Origin of the sequence: Micromonospora sp. LOL_025 (assembly GCF_048060285.1) — a bacterium.
Classification (GTDB): Bacteria; Actinomycetota; Actinomycetes; order Mycobacteriales; family Micromonosporaceae; genus Micromonospora.
In genome coordinates this window covers 1-19,066 of the sequence record NZ_JBHMIR010000028.1, presented here as the reverse complement: position 1 = coordinate 19,066, position 19,066 = coordinate 1, and the positions used below count along the sequence as shown (strand labels likewise).

18 protein-coding genes and 1 pseudogene are annotated in these 19,066 nt (G+C 72.7%); 5 read left to right on the top strand and 14 right to left on the bottom strand.

What is annotated here, in order from left to right; all coding sequences use genetic code 11:
* Window positions 1-40 precede the first annotated feature (40 nt).
* The 6 genes from ACFHW0_RS25665 to ACFHW0_RS25640 are packed head-to-tail and all read right to left on the bottom strand — an operon-like array spanning window position 41 to window position 5,875.
* Window positions 41-508: an L-rhamnose mutarotase gene (locus ACFHW0_RS25665; protein WP_416611553.1), complete on the bottom strand. Its 468-nt coding sequence runs from the start codon at window positions 506-508 to the stop codon at window positions 41-43.
* On the bottom strand, window positions 505-1,338 hold the full coding sequence (locus ACFHW0_RS25660; RefSeq protein ID WP_101409386.1) for a carbohydrate ABC transporter permease: 834 nt from the start codon (window positions 1,336-1,338) through the stop codon (window positions 505-507). Before ACFHW0_RS25660 ends, ACFHW0_RS25665 begins: the two co-directional genes overlap by 4 nt.
* The gene (locus ACFHW0_RS25655; protein WP_416611550.1) at window positions 1,335-2,294 is read right to left on the bottom strand and encodes a carbohydrate ABC transporter permease; all 960 of its coding nucleotides are present in this window, start codon (window positions 2,292-2,294) and stop codon (window positions 1,335-1,337) included. The genes ACFHW0_RS25660 and ACFHW0_RS25655 overlap by 4 nt, the downstream gene beginning before the upstream one ends.
* 54 nt (window positions 2,295-2,348) lie before the next feature.
* Window positions 2,349-3,647, bottom strand: coding sequence for an ABC transporter substrate-binding protein (locus ACFHW0_RS25650; protein WP_416611548.1), 1,299 nt, complete (start codon window positions 3,645-3,647; stop codon window positions 2,349-2,351).
* A 15-nt stretch (window positions 3,648-3,662) separates the two neighbouring features.
* On the bottom strand, window positions 3,663-4,664 hold the full coding sequence (locus tag ACFHW0_RS25645; RefSeq protein ID WP_416611546.1) for a Gfo/Idh/MocA family protein: 1,002 nt from the start codon (window positions 4,662-4,664) through the stop codon (window positions 3,663-3,665).
* The gene (locus tag ACFHW0_RS25640; protein WP_416611544.1) at window positions 4,661-5,875 is read right to left on the bottom strand and encodes a M20 metallopeptidase family protein; all 1,215 of its coding nucleotides are present in this window, start codon (window positions 5,873-5,875) and stop codon (window positions 4,661-4,663) included. Before ACFHW0_RS25640 ends, ACFHW0_RS25645 begins: the two co-directional genes overlap by 4 nt.
* A 111-nt stretch (window positions 5,876-5,986) precedes the next feature.
* Here ACFHW0_RS25640 and ACFHW0_RS25635 point away from each other — a divergent pair, with 111 nt between their 5' ends.
* The 3 genes from ACFHW0_RS25635 to ACFHW0_RS25625 all read left to right on the top strand — a co-directional run bounded on the left by ACFHW0_RS25635 (window position 5,987) and on the right by ACFHW0_RS25625 (window position 9,158).
* Window positions 5,987-6,883 carry an amidohydrolase family protein gene (locus ACFHW0_RS25635; RefSeq protein ID WP_416611542.1) on the top strand — a complete coding sequence of 299 codons (897 nt, stop codon included), beginning with the start codon at window positions 5,987-5,989 and terminating at the stop codon, window positions 6,881-6,883.
* Window positions 6,880-7,860 (top strand): DUF2804 domain-containing protein, encoded by a 981-nt coding sequence (locus tag ACFHW0_RS25630; protein WP_416611541.1) that lies wholly within the window; start codon window positions 6,880-6,882, stop codon window positions 7,858-7,860. Before ACFHW0_RS25635 ends, ACFHW0_RS25630 begins: the two co-directional genes overlap by 4 nt.
* A gap of 71 nt (window positions 7,861-7,931) precedes the next feature.
* The gene (locus ACFHW0_RS25625) at window positions 7,932-9,158 is read left to right on the top strand and encodes a MalY/PatB family protein (protein WP_416611539.1); all 1,227 of its coding nucleotides are present in this window, start codon (window positions 7,932-7,934) and stop codon (window positions 9,156-9,158) included.
* A gap of 56 nt (window positions 9,159-9,214) precedes the next feature.
* Here the strand turns inward: ACFHW0_RS25625 and ACFHW0_RS25620 are convergent, their stop codons facing one another.
* A complete protein-coding gene (locus ACFHW0_RS25620; RefSeq protein ID WP_416611537.1) occupies window positions 9,215-10,318 on the bottom strand; it encodes a hypothetical protein in 1,104 nt (367 codons plus the stop codon).
* Between the two features lie 208 nt (window positions 10,319-10,526).
* On the opposite strand from ACFHW0_RS25620, the gene ACFHW0_RS25615 reads away from it, so the two are divergent.
* Window positions 10,527-10,733, top strand: coding sequence for a hypothetical protein (locus tag ACFHW0_RS25615; protein ID WP_416611535.1), 207 nt, complete (start codon window positions 10,527-10,529; stop codon window positions 10,731-10,733).
* A 200-nt stretch (window positions 10,734-10,933) separates the two neighbouring features.
* Window positions 10,934-11,130 (top strand): annotated as a pseudogene (locus ACFHW0_RS25610) (hypothetical protein).
* Between the two features lie 30 nt (window positions 11,131-11,160).
* Here ACFHW0_RS25610 and ACFHW0_RS25605 read toward each other — a convergent pair.
* The 7 genes from ACFHW0_RS25605 to ACFHW0_RS25575 all read right to left on the bottom strand — a co-directional run.
* A complete protein-coding gene (locus ACFHW0_RS25605; protein ID WP_416611533.1) occupies window positions 11,161-12,069 on the bottom strand; it encodes a hypothetical protein in 909 nt (302 codons plus the stop codon).
* 170 nt (window positions 12,070-12,239) lie between these two features.
* Window positions 12,240-13,280, bottom strand: coding sequence for a trypsin-like serine peptidase (locus tag ACFHW0_RS25600; protein WP_416611531.1), 1,041 nt, complete (start codon window positions 13,278-13,280; stop codon window positions 12,240-12,242).
* 160 nt (window positions 13,281-13,440) lie between these two features.
* The gene (locus ACFHW0_RS25595; protein WP_416611530.1) at window positions 13,441-15,480 is read right to left on the bottom strand and encodes a hypothetical protein; all 2,040 of its coding nucleotides are present in this window, start codon (window positions 15,478-15,480) and stop codon (window positions 13,441-13,443) included.
* Window positions 15,481-15,800: 320 nt separating this feature from the next.
* Window positions 15,801-16,664 carry an alpha/beta fold hydrolase gene (locus ACFHW0_RS25590; protein ID WP_416611528.1) on the bottom strand — a complete coding sequence of 288 codons (864 nt, stop codon included), beginning with the start codon at window positions 16,662-16,664 and terminating at the stop codon, window positions 15,801-15,803.
* A 96-nt stretch (window positions 16,665-16,760) separates the two neighbouring features.
* A complete protein-coding gene (locus ACFHW0_RS25585; RefSeq protein ID WP_416611526.1) occupies window positions 16,761-17,537 on the bottom strand; it encodes an alpha/beta hydrolase family protein in 777 nt (258 codons plus the stop codon).
* A gap of 173 nt (window positions 17,538-17,710) precedes the next feature.
* On the bottom strand, window positions 17,711-17,917 hold the full coding sequence (locus ACFHW0_RS25580) for an MbtH family protein (RefSeq protein ID WP_416611524.1): 207 nt from the start codon (window positions 17,915-17,917) through the stop codon (window positions 17,711-17,713).
* A 40-nt stretch (window positions 17,918-17,957) separates the two neighbouring features.
* On the bottom strand, window positions 17,958-19,066 hold a 1,109-nt coding region (locus ACFHW0_RS25575), incomplete at its 5' end, for a thioesterase domain-containing protein (protein ID WP_416611522.1).

Here is a 19,066-nt window from a genome sequence, read left to right as displayed (position 1 = left end):
GGGTGAACCCGCCGGGCAACCGTCGTACGGACCGCCACGCTCACGCCGGTGGCGGCCGGCCCGCGTGGTGGAAGACCGGGTGGGCCCACAGCGGCTCGCCGTCGGCGTCGGCGATCTCGGCGAACAGGTGTGCCAGTGACCGCGTCCACCGCGCCTGCACGGCGGAGGCCGCGGTGACCCGGCGCGCCCGCGGGTAGCCGTCGCGGGTCCGCAGCACGCAGATCAGCAGCAGTCCGTGCCGGTAGATGTGGTAGTCGTAGACGCCGGCCTCGTCCAGCAGCGCCGACATCTCCGGCCAGATCTCGGCGTGCCGGCGCTCGTACTCCCCCTCGGCGCCGGGGCGCAGCCGGTAGAGGTGGCACAGCTGCGCCCCGGGCCCCGAGACCCCGGGATCGGCCGCCGGCCCGGCGCCGCGGAAACCGGGCACGATTTTGCCGGTGCCGATGCCGGGCACGGGGCCGCCGGAGCCGGTGCCGCCGGGGCCGGGGCCCTCCGCCGGCGGGCTCACTTGCCGGAGCCGGCGAGCGCGCCGGAGACGAGCTGACGCTGGAAGACCAGATAGATGATCAGCACCGGCAGCAGGGCGACGATCAGGCCGGCGCTGACCAGCGGCACCGACACGTCGTACTGGCCGCTGAGCAGGGAGACGCCGACCATCAGGGTCTTGCTGTCCGAACCGCCCATGATGACCAGGGGCAGTAGCAGGTCGTTCCACATCCAGACGAAGTTGAAGATGGCCAGCGCCGCGAGTGCCGGCGCGGCGATCGGCGCCAGCAGGCGGAACAGAATGGTGAAGTGGCCCGCGCCGTCGACCCGGGCCGCCTCGATCAGCTCGTCGGGCACCTGCTGGAAGTAGCCGGCGAGCTGGTAGGTGCCCAGCGGCAGCCCGAACGCCGCGTACGCCAGGATCAGCCCCTGGTACTCGCCGGACATGCCCAGGTCCAGCACGGTCTGGTAGAGCGGGTAGATGATCGCCTGACCGGGAATGGTCAGGGTGATGATGATCAGCAGGAAGACCACCTTGCCGCCGCGGAAGCGCAGCTTCGTCACCGCGTACGCGACCAGCAGCGCGGCGAGCACCGACAGCACCAGCCCGCCCACGGTGGTGATCAGCGAGTTGAGCAGCAGCCGGGGCATGTCCATCCGGCGGAACGCCTCGAGGTAGTTGTCGAGGGTGATCCCGCTCGGCAGGCCCAGCGGGTCCTGGGCGAAGCCCGTCTGCGTCTTCAGCGAGCTGACCACCGTGAACAGCAGCGGGTAGACCGCCGCGACCGCGACGACGACCAGCGCGAACGTGAGCAGGTAGCGCCCGGCCCGGGCGAATTGGCGCTGGTTCATCGCGGCTTCCTGGTCCCCTCTGTGAACATGTGCCGCACGCTGAAGACGGAGAGCACGGCGACGAAGACGAACAGCGCGATGCCGATGGCGGAGCCGTAGCCGCGGTCCAGGAACTGGAAGGTGGTCAGGAAGACCAGGTACTCCGGCAGCATCGTGGCGTCGCCGGGCCCGCCCTGGGTCAGCGCGTAGATCAGCGGGAAGAGCCAGATCAGGACGCCGGAGGCGCACAGCACGCTCCAGTACGCCACGGTGGGCCGCAGCATCGGCACCACCACGGAGAGCAGGCGCCGCCAGAACCCGGCGCCGTCGAGGTAGGCCGCTTCGAGGGTCTCCTCGGGGATCGTGGCCAGCCCGGCCAGGTAGGTCATCACGCCCAGGCCGAAGAAGCTCCACAGCGCGACCGCGACCAGTGCGAACAGCGCGCTGTACCGGCCGTTGAGCCACTGGATCGCCAGCGGTTCGAGGCCGACCGTGCGCAGCAGGGCGTTCAGGGGTCCGTCGGGGGCGAGGATCTGCCGGAACATGATCCCGACGACGATCGGGGCGATGGTGTACGGGACGAAGTAGACGGCCCGGAAGAACTTCCAGCCCGGCGACCGCTGGTGGATCAGCAGCGCCAGCACCAGCGGCAGCACGATCCACACCGGCAGGGTGGCCACCACCAGCAGGGCGTTGCGGAAGCTGGTGAGCACCATCGGGTCGTCGAGCATGCGGGTGTAGTTGTCGGCCCCGGCGAACGAGCTGCCGCCGAACCCGCTGGACGACTCGGTGCTGGTGATCACGCCCCGGATCAGGGGCACCACCTTGAACATCACGGCCAGGACCAGCGCGGGCAGCACCAACAGGGCTCCCAGCCACCACTCGCGGGCACGGCCGGGGCGCGGGGGCCGCCGGGCGGGTCGGGTGGGCTTGTCGGCGGCCACCGGCTCCGGCACCGGCGCGGTGGAGATCGTCATCTGGCTTCCTTCTCCGGCTGGCGGGGCGGGGCGTCGCCGCCCCGCCCCGTACGGCTAGTTGCCCTGCTTCTTGGTGGGGCTGCGCTCCAGCGCCTGCTGCATCTGCTCGGCCCACTTGTCGACGGTGAGCTGACCGAGGCTCACCTGCTGCCAGCCACGGGCCAGCGCGTCGGCCTCGGGTCCGGAGAGCATCACCCCGGCGTGCAGGGTCGGCTCGGCGACCAGCTCCTGGATCTTCTGGAAGGCCGGCGAGGAGGGCAGCAGCGCCTTGTCGACGTTCTTGTTCAGCGGCTGGCCCTTGGCGTGCTTCACCCACAGCTCGCCGTTCTCCTTGCCGGCGAGCCAGGTGATGAACTCCAGCCCGGCGTCCTTCTTCTCGCTCCACTTCGTCACGCCGTAGACGGCGCCCTCGATGCCGGAGAACTTCTGCGCCAGCGCGGCGGTGGGTTCGGCTGCCGGCCAGCGGGTGACGCCGAGCTTGTCGTCGCCGAGGGCCTTGCCGAACGCCTCCCAGTTCACAGCGTCGGAGATGATCGTCCCGGCGAACGCGGCGTCGCCGCGCTGGAAGATGTCCGCGCCGTCGGGAAGCATCGTGATCGACGGCGCGTTGCTGTTCGCCCAGCCCTTGGTGGTGATCTCGGCGAGCTTCTCCAGCACCGCGACCAGCTTCGGGTCCTTCCACGACAGGGTGCCGGCCAGCAGGCCGCGGATGTCGTCCTCGCTGAGGTAGCTGCGGGCGATCTCGGGGAAGTCCCAGTAGGCGGGGAAGGTGCCCGACAGCCCCAGGGCCAGGCAGGTCTTGCCGGCCTTCTTCACCGCCTCGCAGGCGGCACTGAACTCGGTCCAGGTCGCCGGCGGCTTCTCCGGGTCGAGTCCGGCGGCGGTCAGGATGCTCTTGTTGTAGTAGAGGACGTTGCCCTGGTACGAGAAGGGCACGCCGTAGCAGGGCTTGGCGGTGTCGAAGCCCTCGCAGGCACCGCTGTAGGTGACGAGGTCCTTGTTGATCTCGGCGGCCTTGTCGCCCAGCGGCACGTACGCGCCGCGCCGGTCGAACAGCTCCAGGCCGGCGTTGTTGGCCATCACGTCCGGCCCCGACTGGGACGTGATGTAGGGGCCCTGCACCTCGGGGTACTTGTCGAACGGCACCGACTGCATGTCCAGCTTGATGTCCGGGTGGCTGGCCTCGAAGCTGGTCTTGACCTGCTTCCAGTACTCGGTGCCGCCCGGCTCCCAGGTCAGCACCTTGAGGGTGACCGGGTCGTCCGAGGCGTCGTCACCTCCGCACCCGGAGAGCAACGCGGCGGCGGCCATGCCGGCGGCGACGACGCCGGCGGCCAATCTACGTCGGATCATCAGCAGAAGCTCCTGTCAGCGAGGGGGATGGGGAACTCGGCGGGGGGCGCCGTCGGCGGTGGCGCTGTCGACGACGGCGGCGGCGATCTGCACCACGTGCAGCCCGTCGGCGAGGGGAACGACCGGGGTGGGCTCGCTGCCGTCCAGCCGGCGCAGGAAGTGCCGCAGCTCGGCGGCGAGCGCGCCACCGCCGTCGGCCGGGGAGAGCAGCCAGTCCGGCGCCTCCGTCCGCTCGGCCTGCACGAGCAGCGTGGGGTGCCCGAGGTCGACGTGGCCGACCCCGTCGGTGCCGTACACCTCGACCAGGTCGAAGGTGTGGTTGGGGGTGTGTTCGGGCAGGAGATAGCTGTTGCGGACCGACGACACGACGCCGTTGGCGTGTCGAAGCTCCGCCCACACCAGCACCGGCGTCGCCGATCCCGGGCGGGTCCGGGCCGCCGCGCGTACCTCGACCACCGGCGACTGCGCGTACCACAGCGCCAGGTCGATGTCGTGCACGGCGGTCAGCAGGGCGGGATGTTCCTCGGGGAAGAGCCGGGTCAGGGTGCGGGGGCGGTCCCGGCGCGAGGAGACGGCCAGCACCTGACCCAGCCGGCCGTCGCGGACGGCGTCGTGCAGCGCCCGGTGGGCGGGGCTGTACCGCAGGATGTGCCCCGGCTGGCAGAGCACCCCGTGCGCCTCGGCGGCGGCGACGATGGCGGCGGCGTCGGCGACGGTCGCGGCCAGCGGCTTCTCGACCAAGACGGGCACCCCGGCGGCGATCAGGGCGACGGCGACGGCACGGTGCGCCGAGCCGGGTACGCACACCGACGCGGCGTCCGGCGTGCCGGCGGCGAGCAGGTCGGCGACGGTGGGATAGGTGTGCGGGACGCCGTGGCGGGCGGCCACCCGTTGCCGGGTGGCCGCGTCGGGGTCGACCAGCGCGTCGACGCGTACGCCCAGGGCCTGGTAGGCGGCCACGTGCCGGACGCCGAACGCGCCCCCGCCGACCACCGCCACCCGCGGTCCGTCCTTCATCCGTCCACCGCCCCGGCGGACGCCGGCGCGGCCTGCGCGACGCCGGCCCCCAGTCGACCGTCGAGGACCGCCCGCGTGAGCCGTTCCAGGGCGGCCACCCCCGTCACGAGGCACCGCTCGTCGACGTCGAACGCGCCGGAGTGCAGCGGGGCTCCGCCGCGCTCGCCGGTGACGCCCAGCTTGACGTAGAGGCTCGGGCCGAGCGCGCCGAGCAGCGCGAAGTCGTCCGTGGTCAGGGGCGGCACCGGCAGGTCGACGACGTCGACGGTCCCGGGCAGCTCGGCGTGCGCGAGGGCGACCAGCTCGGCGGCGTTGCGCACCGGGGGCATCTCGTTGGCCCAGGTGAAGCGCACGCCGAGATCGAGCGCCGCGGCCTGCTGGCGGGTGACGCGTTCGATCACCGCCTTCAGCCGTTCCCGGACGGCCGGGTCGTGGGTACGCAGGGTCCCGGTCGCCTCGGCGCAGTCGGCGACCTGGCTCTGGCTCGCCCCGCCGGAGATGGTGCCGATGTTGAAGGCGACCAGTTCCTCGGGGTTGCGGGCTCGGGCCACCGCGGCGTGCAGGGTGGTGACCATGGCGGTGAGGCCCAGGATGGCGTCGCGCCCCAGCGCGGGGGTCGCGGCGTGCGCGGCCACCCCGAGCAGCTCGACGCGGAACGCGTCCTTCGCCGCCATCGCGGTGCTCCGGTCGACACCGAGCGTGCCCGCCGCCAGGTCGGGCCAGCAGTGCAGGCCGAGCACCGCGGCGAACCGGCGGTCGCGGAACGCCTCGTCGGCGAGCACCGCGGCGGCGCCGGAGTCGGCTCCGAACGGGATCTCCTCGGCGGGCTGGAACAGCAGGGTCACCGAGCCCCGGGCCGGTGGGTCGGCGGCGAGCCGGGCGGCGACTCCGTAGGCGACGGTCATGTGCACGTCGTGCCCGCAGGCGTGGCAGACGCCGGGGTTGCGGGAGGCGTACGGCTCCTGCTTGGCGTCCTGAACGGGATAGGCGTCCATATCGGCCCGAAGGAGAACCTCGGGTCCGGGCGTAGCTCCATCGATCTCCAGGGCCAGGCCGGTGCCGGCAATTCCGGTCCGGATCCGGCCCAGTGGCCGCAGCAGATCCACGAGGGTGGCGGCTGTTTGTCGCTCAGTGAACCGCAGCTCAGGGTGTCGGTGAAGCTGGCGCCGCAGCCGGACCAGCTCATCAACGTCGTCGCCTTCCAGCGTCACGCGGTTCACCCCTTGCTCGCGTCCTCAGTTACGGACCTAATTGAGACAAGAACCTAAGTCAGGGGTGCCGTCACGTCAATGGCCTGCGGAAATTTGGGCTAGGGTCCGACCATGCGACGCGCTGACGCCCACCTGCACCTGTTCGCCGACGGCTACCCCGGCCGCTACGGCCGCTCCCCCGCTGGCGGCGACGAACTGGCCGTCTACCAGGGCATACGTCGCGAGCACGGCATCGGACGGGCACTCGTGGTCGGCTACGAGGGCGAGCCGCGCTTCGCCGGCAACAACGACCATCTCGCCCGCCTGGCCGCCGCGCACAACTGGATCGCCCCGGTCGCCTACGTCCCACCAGGCGGACCGGCGGGAGCGGGCGGGACCGGGACCTGGCTGTCCGCCGGATTCGTCGGCGTCGCCGCGTACCTGCCCGACGAGGCGGCCGCCGAGGCGTTCGCCGCCTGGACGACGCACGAGGCGCCAGCGCTGAACGACGCCGGGGCGGTGGTGAGCCTCAACGCCACCCCCGCGGCGACCACGCGGCTCGGCCCGGCCCTGGCCGCCCTGGACGGCTGCACCGTGCTGTTCAGCCACCTCGGCCTGCCCGGGCAACACGCCGAGGTGCCCACCCGCGAGACGGCGGGGGCCGTCCTCGCTCCCCTGACGCGGATGGCCCGGCTACCCCACGTCGGGGTCAAGCTCTCCGGCCTGTACGCGGTCAGCCACCCGGCACACGCCTTCCCGCACCGGGCGGCCCGCCCCTTCGTCGAACTGCTCCTCGACCGCTTCGGCCCACGGCGCCTGTGCTGGGGATCCGACTTCTCCCCCAGCCTCGACCATGTGTCCTTCGCCCAGGCGGCCGACCCGACCGGCCTCGACGGGCTGTCCGCCGGGGACCGCGACGCCGTCCTCGGCGGCAACCTCCTGCGCGCCCTCGACCGCCACGCCGCCGCCACCGGGCGACGGCCGGCGGCGTCCCCGCCGGAGCCGGGCCGGATAGCCTGCCCGTCGTGACGCGCGAGAACGAGATCACCGAGCCGGTCGACCTGTGCCTCGCGGGCGGGCGGCTCGCTCCCGCCGCCGTGGGCTGGAGTCGCCGTCCACTGCACCGGGCGAACCTGCGCGGCTGGGGCCGCAACAAGCGCTGGGAGTACTGGGGCGTCGTCACGCCGACCCACATCGTCGGCCTGGTCGCCTCGTCGTTGGACTACGCGGGCGTGCACAGCCTCTACGTGCTCGACCGCGCGACGAAGGCCGAGATCGACAGGAACGCGGTGGTCCCCTTCGCCCGGGGCACGCTCTTCCCGCCGGTCAGCGGGGCGGGCGCGGTGCGGGCGCGCGGCGGTGGGCTCTCGATCGACATCGACCAGGCGGCGTCGGGCACCACCATCCGCGCCACCGCCCCCGGCCTGGAGGTCGACCTCGTGGTGCCGCTGCCGGCGGGTCACGAGTCGCTCGGCGTGGTGGTGCCCTGGAGCACCCGCCGGTTCCAGTACACCGTCAAGGACCTCGGCCGCCCCGTGCGCGGCACCCTGCGCGTCGACGGGGTGGAGCATCCGGTCGCCGAGGCGGACTCCTTCGCCGTCCTCGACCACGGCCGCGGCAGGTGGCCGTACGCGATCCGCTGGAACTGGGCCGCCGGCAGCGGCCCGGGTCGGGCGATCCAGCTCGGCGGTCGGTGGACCGACGGCACCGGCTCGACCGAGAACGGCCTCTTCGTCGACGGCCGGCTGCACAAGATCGGCGACGAGCTGCGCTGGGAGTACGACCGCGCCGACTGGTTGCGGCCGTGGCGGATCAGCGGTGAGCGGGTGGCGGTGGAGTTCCACCCCTTCCACGAGAAGATCGCCAGGACGAACTTCGGTGTGCTCGCCAACGAGACGCACCAGTGCTTCGGGCACTTCACCGGCTGGGCGGCGGCCGACGACGGCGAGCGCGTCGACCTGGACGGACTGGTCGGCTGGGCCGAGGAGGCCCGCAACCGCTGGTAGCGGCGTCGGGGCCGGACGTGGGCGCCGGGCGGGCGGGACCGGTGGCGGCGCCTGGTCCTATGGTGGGCGGTATGGCAAGCCCTGGCCCCTCCGCCGACGGCTCGGCGGCCCGGAACCCGCTGACCCTGCTCACGCTCGACGACCTCCGGCAGCGCACCAGCGTGAAGTGGCGCATGTTCCCGCCCGACGTGCTCCCGCTCTGGGTCGCGGAGATGGACGTGCCCCTCGCTCCCCCGGTGGCCGACGCGCTCCGCCGCGCGGTCGACCTCGGCGACACCGGCTACTCGTACGGGACGGCGTACGCCGAGGCGATCGGTGGCTTCGCCGCCCGACGCTGGGGCTGGCCCGACTTCCCCGTCGCGCACACCTCGGTCGTCCCCGACGTGATGATGGGCATCGTCGAGGTGCTCCGGCTCGTCACCGACCCCGGCGACGCGGTCGTGGTCTGCTCCCCCGTCTACCCGCCCTTCTACGCCTTCGTCAGCCACGCCGACCGGCAGGTGGTCGAGGCCCCGCTCGGACCCGACCGGCGCATGGATCCCGCCGCCCTCGACGAGGCATTCCGCCGCGCGCGGGCCCACGGCCGCCGGCCGGCGTTCCTGCTGTGCAACCCGCACAACCCGACCGGGGTCGTCCACCGGCGCGACGAACTCGAAGCGGTCGCCGCGCTGGCCGACCGGCACGGCGTACGGGTGATCTCCGACGAGATCCACGCCCCCCTGGTGCTGCCGGGGGCGCACTTCACCCCGTACCTCACGGTGGCCGGCGCCGAGAACGCGTTCGCCCTGACCTCCGCCTCGAAGGCCTGGAACCTCGCCGGCCTCAAGGCGGCGCTCGCGGTCGCCGGCCCGCAGGCCGTGCCCGACCTCCGCCGCATGCCGGAGGAAGTCAGCCACGGGCCCAGCCACCTCGGTGTCATCGCGCACACCGTCGCGTTCCGCGAGGGCGGGCCGTGGCTCGACCTTCTCCTCGACGGTCTCGACGGCAACCGCACGCTGCTCGCGACACTGCTGGCGAAGCACCTGCCGTCCGTCCCGTACCACCGCCCCGAGGGCACCTACCTCGCCTGGCTGGACTGCACCGGGCTGGGCGTCGACACGGAGCAGCCGGCCGACGACATCGGCGTGGTCAGCGACGTCGCCGGGCCGGCGAAGATGTTCCTCGACCACGCGCGGGTCGCCCTCAGCTCCGGGCACGTCTTCGGCACCGGCGGGGCGGGCTTCGTCCGGCTCAACTTCGCCACCTCGCCGGCGATCCTCACCGAGGCCGTCGCCCGCATGGGCGACGCCGTCCGCTGAGGACGCCCGCCGTCAGCATGGGCCCAGCGACGTCACGTCCGGCGCGGCGCCCGCGTTCAGTCACCGTCAGCGCCGCCGGAGCGGTCGGCGTCGGCCGGCTGCTCGAACAGCCGCTGGTAGTGCTGCACCGCGAGCAGGACCGCCAACTGACCGAGCGCGCTGACGGCGGCGGCGAACTGGTCGAGGTAGAACACCAGCAGGTTCACCACGCTCAGGGAGGTGACCAGACCCGCCCGGGCGATCTCCACGGCTCGGCGGGCCACCCCGCGGAGCAGCAGCCCGGCGGCCACGACGAGCGCGGTTCCCACGCAGGCGTCCAGCAGCGCCCGGACCAGCAGGAGCAGCACCCCGCGGCGGTCCTGGATGTCGATGCGGGCGAACTCGTTGGCGGTGGCGAGCACCCCACCGGTGGTCCCGTCGCGCAGGTCGAGAGCGACGGCGACGATCGTGGTGAGGTCGCTGAGGGTGGCGAAGCCCAGCAGCCCGAGTGCCACGACCAGCCCGACGCGTAGCCGACCCCGGGTCAACGACCGAGCCACCCACGCCCGCACGGCGACCGCGATCCGGGACATCCGTCCTGATCGCCGCACGTACGGCGGCAGCACCCCGGGCCCGGTCAGCTCCAGCAGCGCCGCAGCCAGCGGTCGCAGCTCATCGCCGTCCGGACCCGCGGCGGCGGTGCCGAGTCGTCGCCGCAGCTGCGCCCGGTCCCGTTCGCCGAGTCTCCCGTCGACGGCCTCGCCGAGCAGCTCCAGCGCGGCGTGCAGTTGTGCACGCGTGCCCTCGACCCGCGTGCTCCGGGCACGCACGTACAGCCACACGGCGATGAGGAAGGCCGCGTAGGCGATGGGCGCGGCGGCCGGGAAGAAGTAGTCGTTGTCGGCGGTGATGAACTTGCCGACCTCGTCGATGAAGAGTCCTGCGCCGATCCCGGCCAGCAGCGCCGCCCAGAGCAGCGCGGCCCGGTTGACGACGAGCAGCGGGACGAGCGAGGCGACGAACAACGACAGGCCACCCCACAGGGCGTGCGAGATGTGCAACGTACCGCCGCCGACCTGCGGATAGCCGGTCAGCGCCAGGAACGCGCGGGTGCCGAGGACCGCGCCACCGAAACCGATCAGCATCAGCAGCATGTAGCGCTCCGCGTCCAGTCGTGCCACCAGGCGCCGAGATGACCGGCGCCGACGCTGCCGGTGGGACGGGAAGCTCATGTGGACAGCAAACACCGGACGACCGGGTGCCGGTGGCGCCTCCGCCGAACGCGAGCTTCGGTCACGGGCAGCGAACAGTCGCACCGCAGGAGTCACTCGTGGGCCGGCATGGGCGTGGGCACGGCACTGCCTGAGCACCGGCATTCCGGGCTCGGCGGTGGCGGCGATCGCGGTGGGCACCACGAAGATCGTCTACACCCTCAACGGCGGCCGGATCTTCGCGGCGGCCAGCAACGCGGGCTGGCGCAATCTGAACAGCGGGGCCCGGGGCTCCACGGCGGCCGTGCTGGTGGTGGGGAACAACAGGTACATCCGCTGCCCGCCTCCCCCACGTTCCCGTTCCTCGACGATCTCTCCGAGCTGACCGAGTCGGCCGTCGCGTTCCTGGCTCGGCGTGCCTCCTGACCGGGGTGTGGCTGTGGTTGCGGAAGCCACCGGAGCGGTCGTCGCATCCGGTGACCGGCGCGCCGCAGGTCGGGCGGCGAGGCCGCAGCCGCCCGGAACGCCCGGCCTCCTTCCGGAAGTCCTGACGTCACCCCGGCGAGCGCGGGTAGCGTCGCCGGTGTGAGGGTGTTGCTGCGGCACGGCCCTGACGACGGGCAGGTGGTCGACGGCCAAGGCGAGACGGTGGTGTGGGGCGCCTGCCTGTACGAGCGGACCGGCGACCGCGAGGAGCGCCACGGTCACACTCTGATCGTGTTCGGCACCGGCCGGACTGCTGCGAGCCGTACGGGCGGGGTGGCGAGGACCGCTGCGAATGACGCCTCGACAGTTCGGTCCTCGCGTCGGCCTCAGCGCCGGGCCCCGCCGGGGCGACCTCGGCCGGTTCCCGGGGCCCGGTGGCCGATGCGCGGAGCCCGTACCACCGCGGCGTTGCCCGCCCCGGGGCGGAAGTTCCGCGCCGCGCCGGCAACCATCTCGTCGGGATCGCTGCCGAGGGCCTGCCGGATGTGCGGCGGAACCAGCTCCGACGTCGCCAACGCCATCCGCACCTGCACCGAGCGGTCGTCGACCAGGCGTCGCAGATCCGCGTCGTCCAGCTCGACCGCGAGCACCAGCGCGACGCGGACGTCCACCACGGGATCCTGGGCGAGCGCGCTGCGCTGGGCGGCGGTGGTCCGCGGGTTGCGGGCGAGCCCCTTGCGTACGCGCGCGGTGCGGTCGGCCATCAGGGCGGTGATCACGTCGGAGTCGTGGGTGTGGGTGGCGAGTCGTTCCCGCACCTCGGGAGAGACGTCGTCGGCCAACCGCGCGGCCAGTTCGGGCTCCAGTCCGCGCGTCTCCGCGAGGAGACCGCGAAGCTCCTTGTCGGGGGCCTCCGCCATCACCCTGCGGACCGACTCGTCGCAGGCCGGGTTGCCGGCGACCGCCCAGCGGACCCACCGGTCGGCGTCCTTGACGAGCAGCAAAAGATTGCCGATCGAGGTCGAGGGGTTTCTCGCCACGGCCTCCCGGACGTGGCGATCATGGTCCCGGGCCAGCGGTCGCAGTGCCTGCGCGGGCGCGTCGGTGCGCGTCGCGACCGCCTTGCGGACCACGGCCGACGGATCGGACGCCAGGTCGATGAGGGTCATCTGTGGCGTGGCGGGGTCCTGGGCGACGGCGAGCCGCGCGTCGACGCCGCCACCCGTCGCGCCGTCCGCGGCGGCACCTGACCCACTGTGACGGTCGGGTCCGCCGACGTCCTGCTGTTTCCCCATGGGCGCCATCATGTCACGGGCCGTGCCGTGCACCGGCCGGGCCGGGTCGGCCGCCCAGGGGTGATCGACACCACCACCTGGACGGCCGAGGATCTCGAAGGCGTTGCCGTGGCAGCCGGCGCCACGGCGGACGCCTCAACTCCCGGCGCGGCTGGCCCGGCCCGCGCCGGTCAGTTCTTGGCCTTCGCGTAGTCGAAGAGGTCGGCGACGTCCTCGTCGAAGTACGGACCGTACATGTTGCCGGAGAACTTGTACGAGGCCACCGAGTTCACGTACCCGAAGCCCTGGGAGTTGTTCCAGGCCCGCAGGAACGGCCCGCCGCTGGTGCCCTCGTTCAGCGGGCAGTTCACCAGCTTGACCCGCTGCGTTCCCGCGGCCTGCGTCGTGCTCTGGCAGTAGTGCTGCCACCTGCCGTCGAAGGGCGCGGCGCCGGGATAGCCGAGCAGGGTGGTGGCGACGCTGCGGGGGTAGTTGAAGCTGATGCCCTCCCCGCCGGTGACGTCCACCAGTCGCTTGCCGTTGCGCGGCCACACGGTGACGAAACCGTAGTCCCACCACAGGATGTCGTGGTTGACCCAGCCCTTGGTGGAGGTCATGCTCCGGGCGCTCCACAGCCCCCAGGCGGACGGGCCGTCGGCGTAGTTCGGGGCGAAGACCCAGTTGGTGTACCAGTTGTCGGAGCCGTCGCCGGGGTGCAGGCAGTGCCCGGCGGTGGAGACCAGGTTCGCCTTGGCCGTGTTGATCGCGCTGGCGGAGCAGTAGTGGTCCTCGTTGTTGACGTCGGTGAAGAAGACCCGCCCGACGCCGGGTGAGGGATTGACGGACTGGGTTCCCACCCCGGCGGAGGCGTTGCGGGCCGAGACCGACGCACCGCGGACCGCCGTGCCGGTGCCGCGCGGACCGATGGGGTCCGCGCCCGAGCGCGGTTCGCCGATCCGACCCGGCCGGTCCACGGCCTCGCCGGCCAACTCCTCCCCGCCCACCAACGGTTCCAGCGGCGTCGCGGCTCGCATCCGCTCCGGCGTCCAGTACGCGTCGGCCAGGGCCTGCGCGGTTGCCGCGTCGCGGATCGGCCGGCCGTGGAACGTCGCCTCCGCCCCGGCGGGGGTCCCGTTCGGCGTGGTCGTGCTCGCCTGTGCCGGCGTGCCGGCCAGCGCGAGCCCGCAGAGCATGGCGGTGGCCGCCGAGATGATGCCGTAACGCCTTCGCACCCGTGCCTCCTTAGGAGCCGGCCCGGGTGGCCATCCGCCACGGGTCCGGCACCGCTGACGCTAGGGCGCCGACCCGCCACGGGCGACGGTCTGTCGGCATTGATCCACAGACGCGTATCTGCTTGTGGCCGGGGCGCTCCCGGCGTGACCGGTCACCGCGTCACGGGCACGGCGTCCCCGCGCAGACGTCGATGACCTTGCCGGTGAGCAGGAACACCGCCTTCTGTCTCTGGGCTCCGGTCTGCGCGCGCGGGAACTCGTGCGAATCCTCGCCGTACTCCGGCCCGGCCGGGGCGAGGTTGGTCGGCGGTGGCGCGTACGCCGCGCCGCTGTTCCAGATCACGATCGCCGAGCCGGTGTACGGGTACCTGCGGATCGGCGCGATCCCCCAGTACGGCCGCACGTCCGGTGACCAGCCGTCGGCGAGCGCGGGGGTGTGCAGGCGGGCACCGATGGTGCGCGCCTGGACCTCCGCCGCGGCGGGGGAAACCTGCTGGTCGCCGAAGGCCACGTGCATCAGCACCTGGTGCGCCGGGGTGCCCGGCAACGGGCGGTCGGTCATGTGCTGGGCGTACCCGTTGGCCTCGGACCGGTCCCACAACATCTGCAGCAACGCGAGAATCAGTTGCTGGTCGGCCTTGTCCGGGTAGTGGCCGTTCATGACCGTCTGGAACGGGGTGAAGGCCACGCTGCGTTGCAGCAGGGTGGAGTAGTTCATCGCCGGCACGCCGAGCACCGACCGGGTCCAGTCCTGGGCGATGGCGGTGAGCGCGCCGCCGTTGATGCCGCCCTGGCTGTTGCCGTCGTAGTGCAGCCCGCCGGCCACGTCGATCAGCGGCCGTCCGGCGGTGTCCCGGAACGCCGGGTGGGCGGCGAACCCGCCCGGGTGGATCATCGTCCGGCCCAGGAAGAGGAAGTTCAGGTAGCTCTGCTGCAACCGGTCGACCACCGCGGGGAAGGCTCTGAGGTCGGTGAAGGCGCCGGCCACGTATGAGATGTCGGCGGCGGCCATGCCGATCCAGCTGGTGGCGCAGAAGGTGAAGTCGTACGTGTGCGACATGGTCTTGACGTTGGCGGCGTTGATCTCGGTCGGCTTGCCGAGCAGGCCGTGGCCGTAGAGGGACAGGTGCGCCGGCCTCGGCGCGGAGGCGCTACGCGGGATGTTGCAGACGAAGTCCGCCGCCACCGTCGCGCCGGACGGCGTGGGCAGGGCGTCCGGCGTCGGTGGCGTCCCGCCGCCGCCGGCCGGACCGTAGTGCAGCCGGGAGCCGGGCAGGCCGTCGCCGGTCAGATAGGACGGTACGCCGATGGTGCCCGTCACCTGCCGGGCGATCAGCGGCTCCTGCTCCGGCGGGTAGTCGGTCACCTGTGTGACGGTGAACGACGGTGCGGCCCGGCGGAGGGCGGCGAACGCGCCGTCGCGGATCGCCAGCATCCGCCCGGTCAGGCCCTGCCGGCTGGCCACCGTGAAGTCCCAGGCCAGGTAGAGGCTGTGCCGCTTGACGCCGGCCCGGGTCAGGTCGGCGAGGATCCGCTTCATCTGCGGGACGCGACGGTCCCGATGGCCGAGACCGGCACCGGTCACGTACGCCGTGAACGTCTTCGGCGCCGGGATCAGCGCCCCGTCGCCGTCGCGCAGGCCGCGCAGGCCGACGACGTACCGGGTGCCCTCGGTCAGCGCCACCGCCGGCCGGATGATCAGCAACTGCCGCTCCGGCTGGCCGGTCGCCCGCGCGTCCAGCTCGGCCCAGTACGGCGTGCGCCTGCCGGTCCGGGCATCGAGCAGCACGATCGGCGCGTCCGGCGCGAGCGAGCGGCCGATGTCGGTGACCGGCGCGATCCCGGTCGCCGCCGCGTCGAGGCCGGGCACGCGCACCAGGATCGGCGAGCCGGGACTGAACCCGTCCTGCCGGTTCCACTCCGTCGGGTCGATCGGAGTTCCTGTCACGTTGGCCGGCATCGCGGAGGCCGCGAACCGCACCCGCTTGCCGGTCGGGCTGGTCCGGTCCGGCACGGTGAAGTAGTCGTTCGGGAACGGCAGCAGGCAGGCCGTCGGGTCGATCGGGTCGCAGTCCTGGTGCCCGGCCGGCGCGGGCGTCGCGGGCGGTGCCGCGGCGGCGCCCGCGCCGAGCAGGACGGCGCCCGCTGTCACCAGCACGGACACGGCGAGACGGAGCCGTCTGGGTGTGGTCACGCGCATCTCCTTCGACACTGGACCGTGGTCCGATGCGGGGCCGACGATGGCAGGTGGGGCGTGATGTTCTTCCTACGCTCGTCAATGGATCTCGGCAAGGGGAGGGCCGCTACTCCCCGGACCTGGTGGCGAAGCCGGACAGGTGCGCGTGTACCCGCTCGCGCCGCACGGCCGTACCGTCGGGGTCGGCCTTCGCGGCGTTGACCAGGACCTCCGTCAGGGACCGGTATCAGGACCTGCGTGACACCGCGGGCCAGCCTTCCGCCCGTCGTCGCAGAACGGGCCCCGCCCCGACGAGCAACAGCGCGCCGCCGCCCGCGCAGGCGTCATGACGTCCACAGCGCGCGCATCGCCGCGGCGACCTCGTCGGCGGCCTCGTCGGGGATCGCGGTCGCGGCCTGTTCGAGTACGAGCAGCCGCGCGCCGGGGATCTCGCGCGCGAGCGCCTCGCCGTTGCCGACCGGGAAGAACGGGTCGCGGCGACCGTGCACCACGAGCGTCCGTAACCCGAGTTCCGGCAGACGCCCGCGCCAGCGCGGCTTGCAGTCCAGCCTGGAGAACACCATGCCCATCTGGTTGGCCATCTGGACCGCGGGCTCCGTGCCCGGCGTACGGTCGAAGATGCGCTCGGCCTTCGCGCGCGCCGCTGCGGGGTCGTCGCCGAGGATCTCTGCGCCGGCGGCGGCGAACTCCGCGACGGCAGCGCGGTCGGACCAGTCGGGCATCGGGAGCGCGAACCGCCGGCCCATCGTCGCCGCGTCGTGGTCGGGCAGGTCGTCGTCGACCGCGCCCGGTGCGACGGGCCGCGTCCCGGCGAGGGTGAGCGCCGAGAACGCCTCCGGGTGGTCGAGCGCGGCGACCTGGGCGACCATCCCGCCGACGCCGATGCCCGCCAGATGCGCCGGCCGGTCGTCGAGTCCGCGGGCGAGCGCCGCCGCGTCGGCGGCAAGGTCGCGCAGCGTGTACGCCGGCGCCTCGGGGTCGACGGTCGTCGACGCGCCGGAGTCGCGCAGGTCGTAGCGCACGACGTGACGTCCGCCGCGAGCGAGCGTCTCGCAGAGCGCGTCGGGCCAGGAGAGCATGGTCGGGCCGCCCGCGAGCAGCACGAGGGGCGCCGCCGCGTCGCCGAAGTGCTCGACCCCGAGCGCCACGCCGTCGGACGTGCGGAACGAGTTGGCCGTCGAACGCATCGTCAACCTCCAGGTCGGCTGCATGACTGCGGCACACGCTACGCGCGCGACATCGCCCGCCGCCTCGACACAGCACCGACTCGCGATCGTCCCGTCTCAGCCCTCCGAGGTGGCGGCGAAGAGCCGCAGGCGGTCGGCCCGGGCCTGCGGGGGCGTCGACGTGTCGTGTCCGCAGGGGTATTCACGCCACTCCTTGGGTTCGGCGGCCGCGTCAAACAATCGCCGCCCCTCCGACAGGTAGACGACATCGTCGTCCCTGCCGTGCTGGAACAGCAGCCGCCGGGCGCCCGGCACCGCGACGTAGGGCGCAGGCTCGTAGCGGTGCAGGAACTCCAGGTAGGCGTCGGCTGCCGGAGCGTTCTGCGGCAGGCTGGCGGCGGCGACGCGCTGAAGGGTTCCGGCGCCGTAGGACGCGAGGGCCAGCGCGAACAGGCGCGGGTCCACCGCGCTGAGGATGGCACCAAACTGCGCGCCGCCGCTGTGCCCGAAGTAGCAGAGCCGGTCGGCCCACGCGGTCAGCAGGTCGAACCCGCGGAGCTGGGTCAGCACCGCGACCCGCACGGCGTCGGCCACGGCCCGCTGGTCGCCGTGCGGCGGCAGTCGGTAGGCCGTCAGCAGCGCGGTCATGCCACGCTCGGCCAAGCTGGTGGCCTCGTCGACGAAGAAGTGCCGGCCGTCGTCGGTACCGCCGTGGGCGAGGATGACGCCGGTGCCGTTCGGCCGGGCCGGGACGATGAGGGTGGCGCGGGCCCGTCCACCGGCGCCGTGGTCGTAGGTGAGTTCGCTGATGGTGAGGTCCACCCTCACCTCATGGTCGTGGCGTCGGACCTCGAGCGGGGCGTCGTGGTCATGGTCGAACACAGCCGTCTCCATCGACCCTCCAGCGTGCGGCTTCCGTGCCGCCGTACGTTCGCACCGAAGCCGGGATCGGCCATCCCAATTGGGAGCAGCTGACCGCCCCCCAGGGTGCGGGGCCGCCGCGCCGGGCCGGGAGGGTGAGGAGGACCGGTCCAGTCGTCGTGCCCTACGTCATCTGGCGGGGGATGTCATGGCTGGTGCTCCAGTAGGCTCTTCGGCCGGATGTCGGTCCATGACGCCTCGACATACGCCAGGCACTCCGCCCGCCCGGCGGGCCCAAAGACCGACTGCCAGCCATCGGGTACGGCGGCGAAGACGGGCCAGAGGCTGTGCTGACCTTCCGCGTTCACCAGGACCACGAACGTGCCGCTCTCGTCGTCGAACGGGTTTGCCATGTCATTTCCCTTCTCGTGGTTCGGGGTAGCCGTCACGTTCTCAGGTGAGTTTGGCGGCGAGGATCTGACCGATCTCCGCGAGCGGCGCCTGCTCGGTCATCCGGTGATGAGTGGCGGCTACGGGGTGGCATTCGATGGTGCCGTCCAGGTGTTCCTCCCAACGCTTCGCTGACAGGTCCTCGTCGGCCTCGACCCGGTCGGCGGAGAAGAACAGCAGATCACCGGAGAAGACTCCCGGCCGGTGGGCGGCCATGATGTCGGCGTGGTTGACAGCGGCGAGGACCAGCGCGTGCACCTCCTCGTGGGTGAAGCTGGCGAGTACCGGGTCGCGCTGGCGCAACACCTCGACCGCCACCGCCGGGTCGTACCGGTCGAGGATTTCGTCGGGCACGTCCCCGGGCTGGTCGTCCTCGCCCATCAGCATCAGCATGGTGTCGCGGTCGCTGCGGGGCCGGGCCGCCTCCTCGGCGCGGACCGGGTAGGCGTCCATCATGGCCAGCAGTTCGACCTGCTCACCCGCCTGCTGCGCGGCGGTGGCCACGGCGTGCGCGACGACACCACCGAAGGACCAGCCGAGCAGCCGGTAGGGGCCGTGCGGCTGCACCCGCCGGATCTCCTCGAGGTACTCCGCGGCCAACTCCGGCAGGCTCGCCGCGCGGTAGCCGGGCACGGTCAACGCCCGGGTCTGGAGGCCGTAGATCGGCTGGTCCGCGCCGAGGTGCCGGGCCAGTCCGGCGTACGACCAACTCATCCCTATCCCGGGATGCACGCAGAACAGAGGACGGCGCGTCCCGCCGGATTGCAGCGGCAGCAGCACGCCGAGCGTGTCGACGCCCCGCTCCTCGCTGAGAAGTCCGGCGACGGTTGGCCGCTCGAACAGATCGCGGACGCTGAACTCGCGGCCCAGGGTGTTGCGGATCCGGCTGACCAGCCGGGGCGCCAACAGCGAGTGACCGCCAAGCTCGAAGAACCCGTCGTCGAGACCGACCTCGGCGACTCCGAGGACCTCGGCGAAGGCGTCACACATGAGCCGCTCGCTCGGCGTCCTGGGGGGCCGCCCGGAGTTCCGGTCCTGGTGCGGGGCGGGTAGTGCTGTCCTGTCGAGTTTGCCGTTGGCGGTCAGTGGTAGCCGGTCGAGCAGCACGAAGG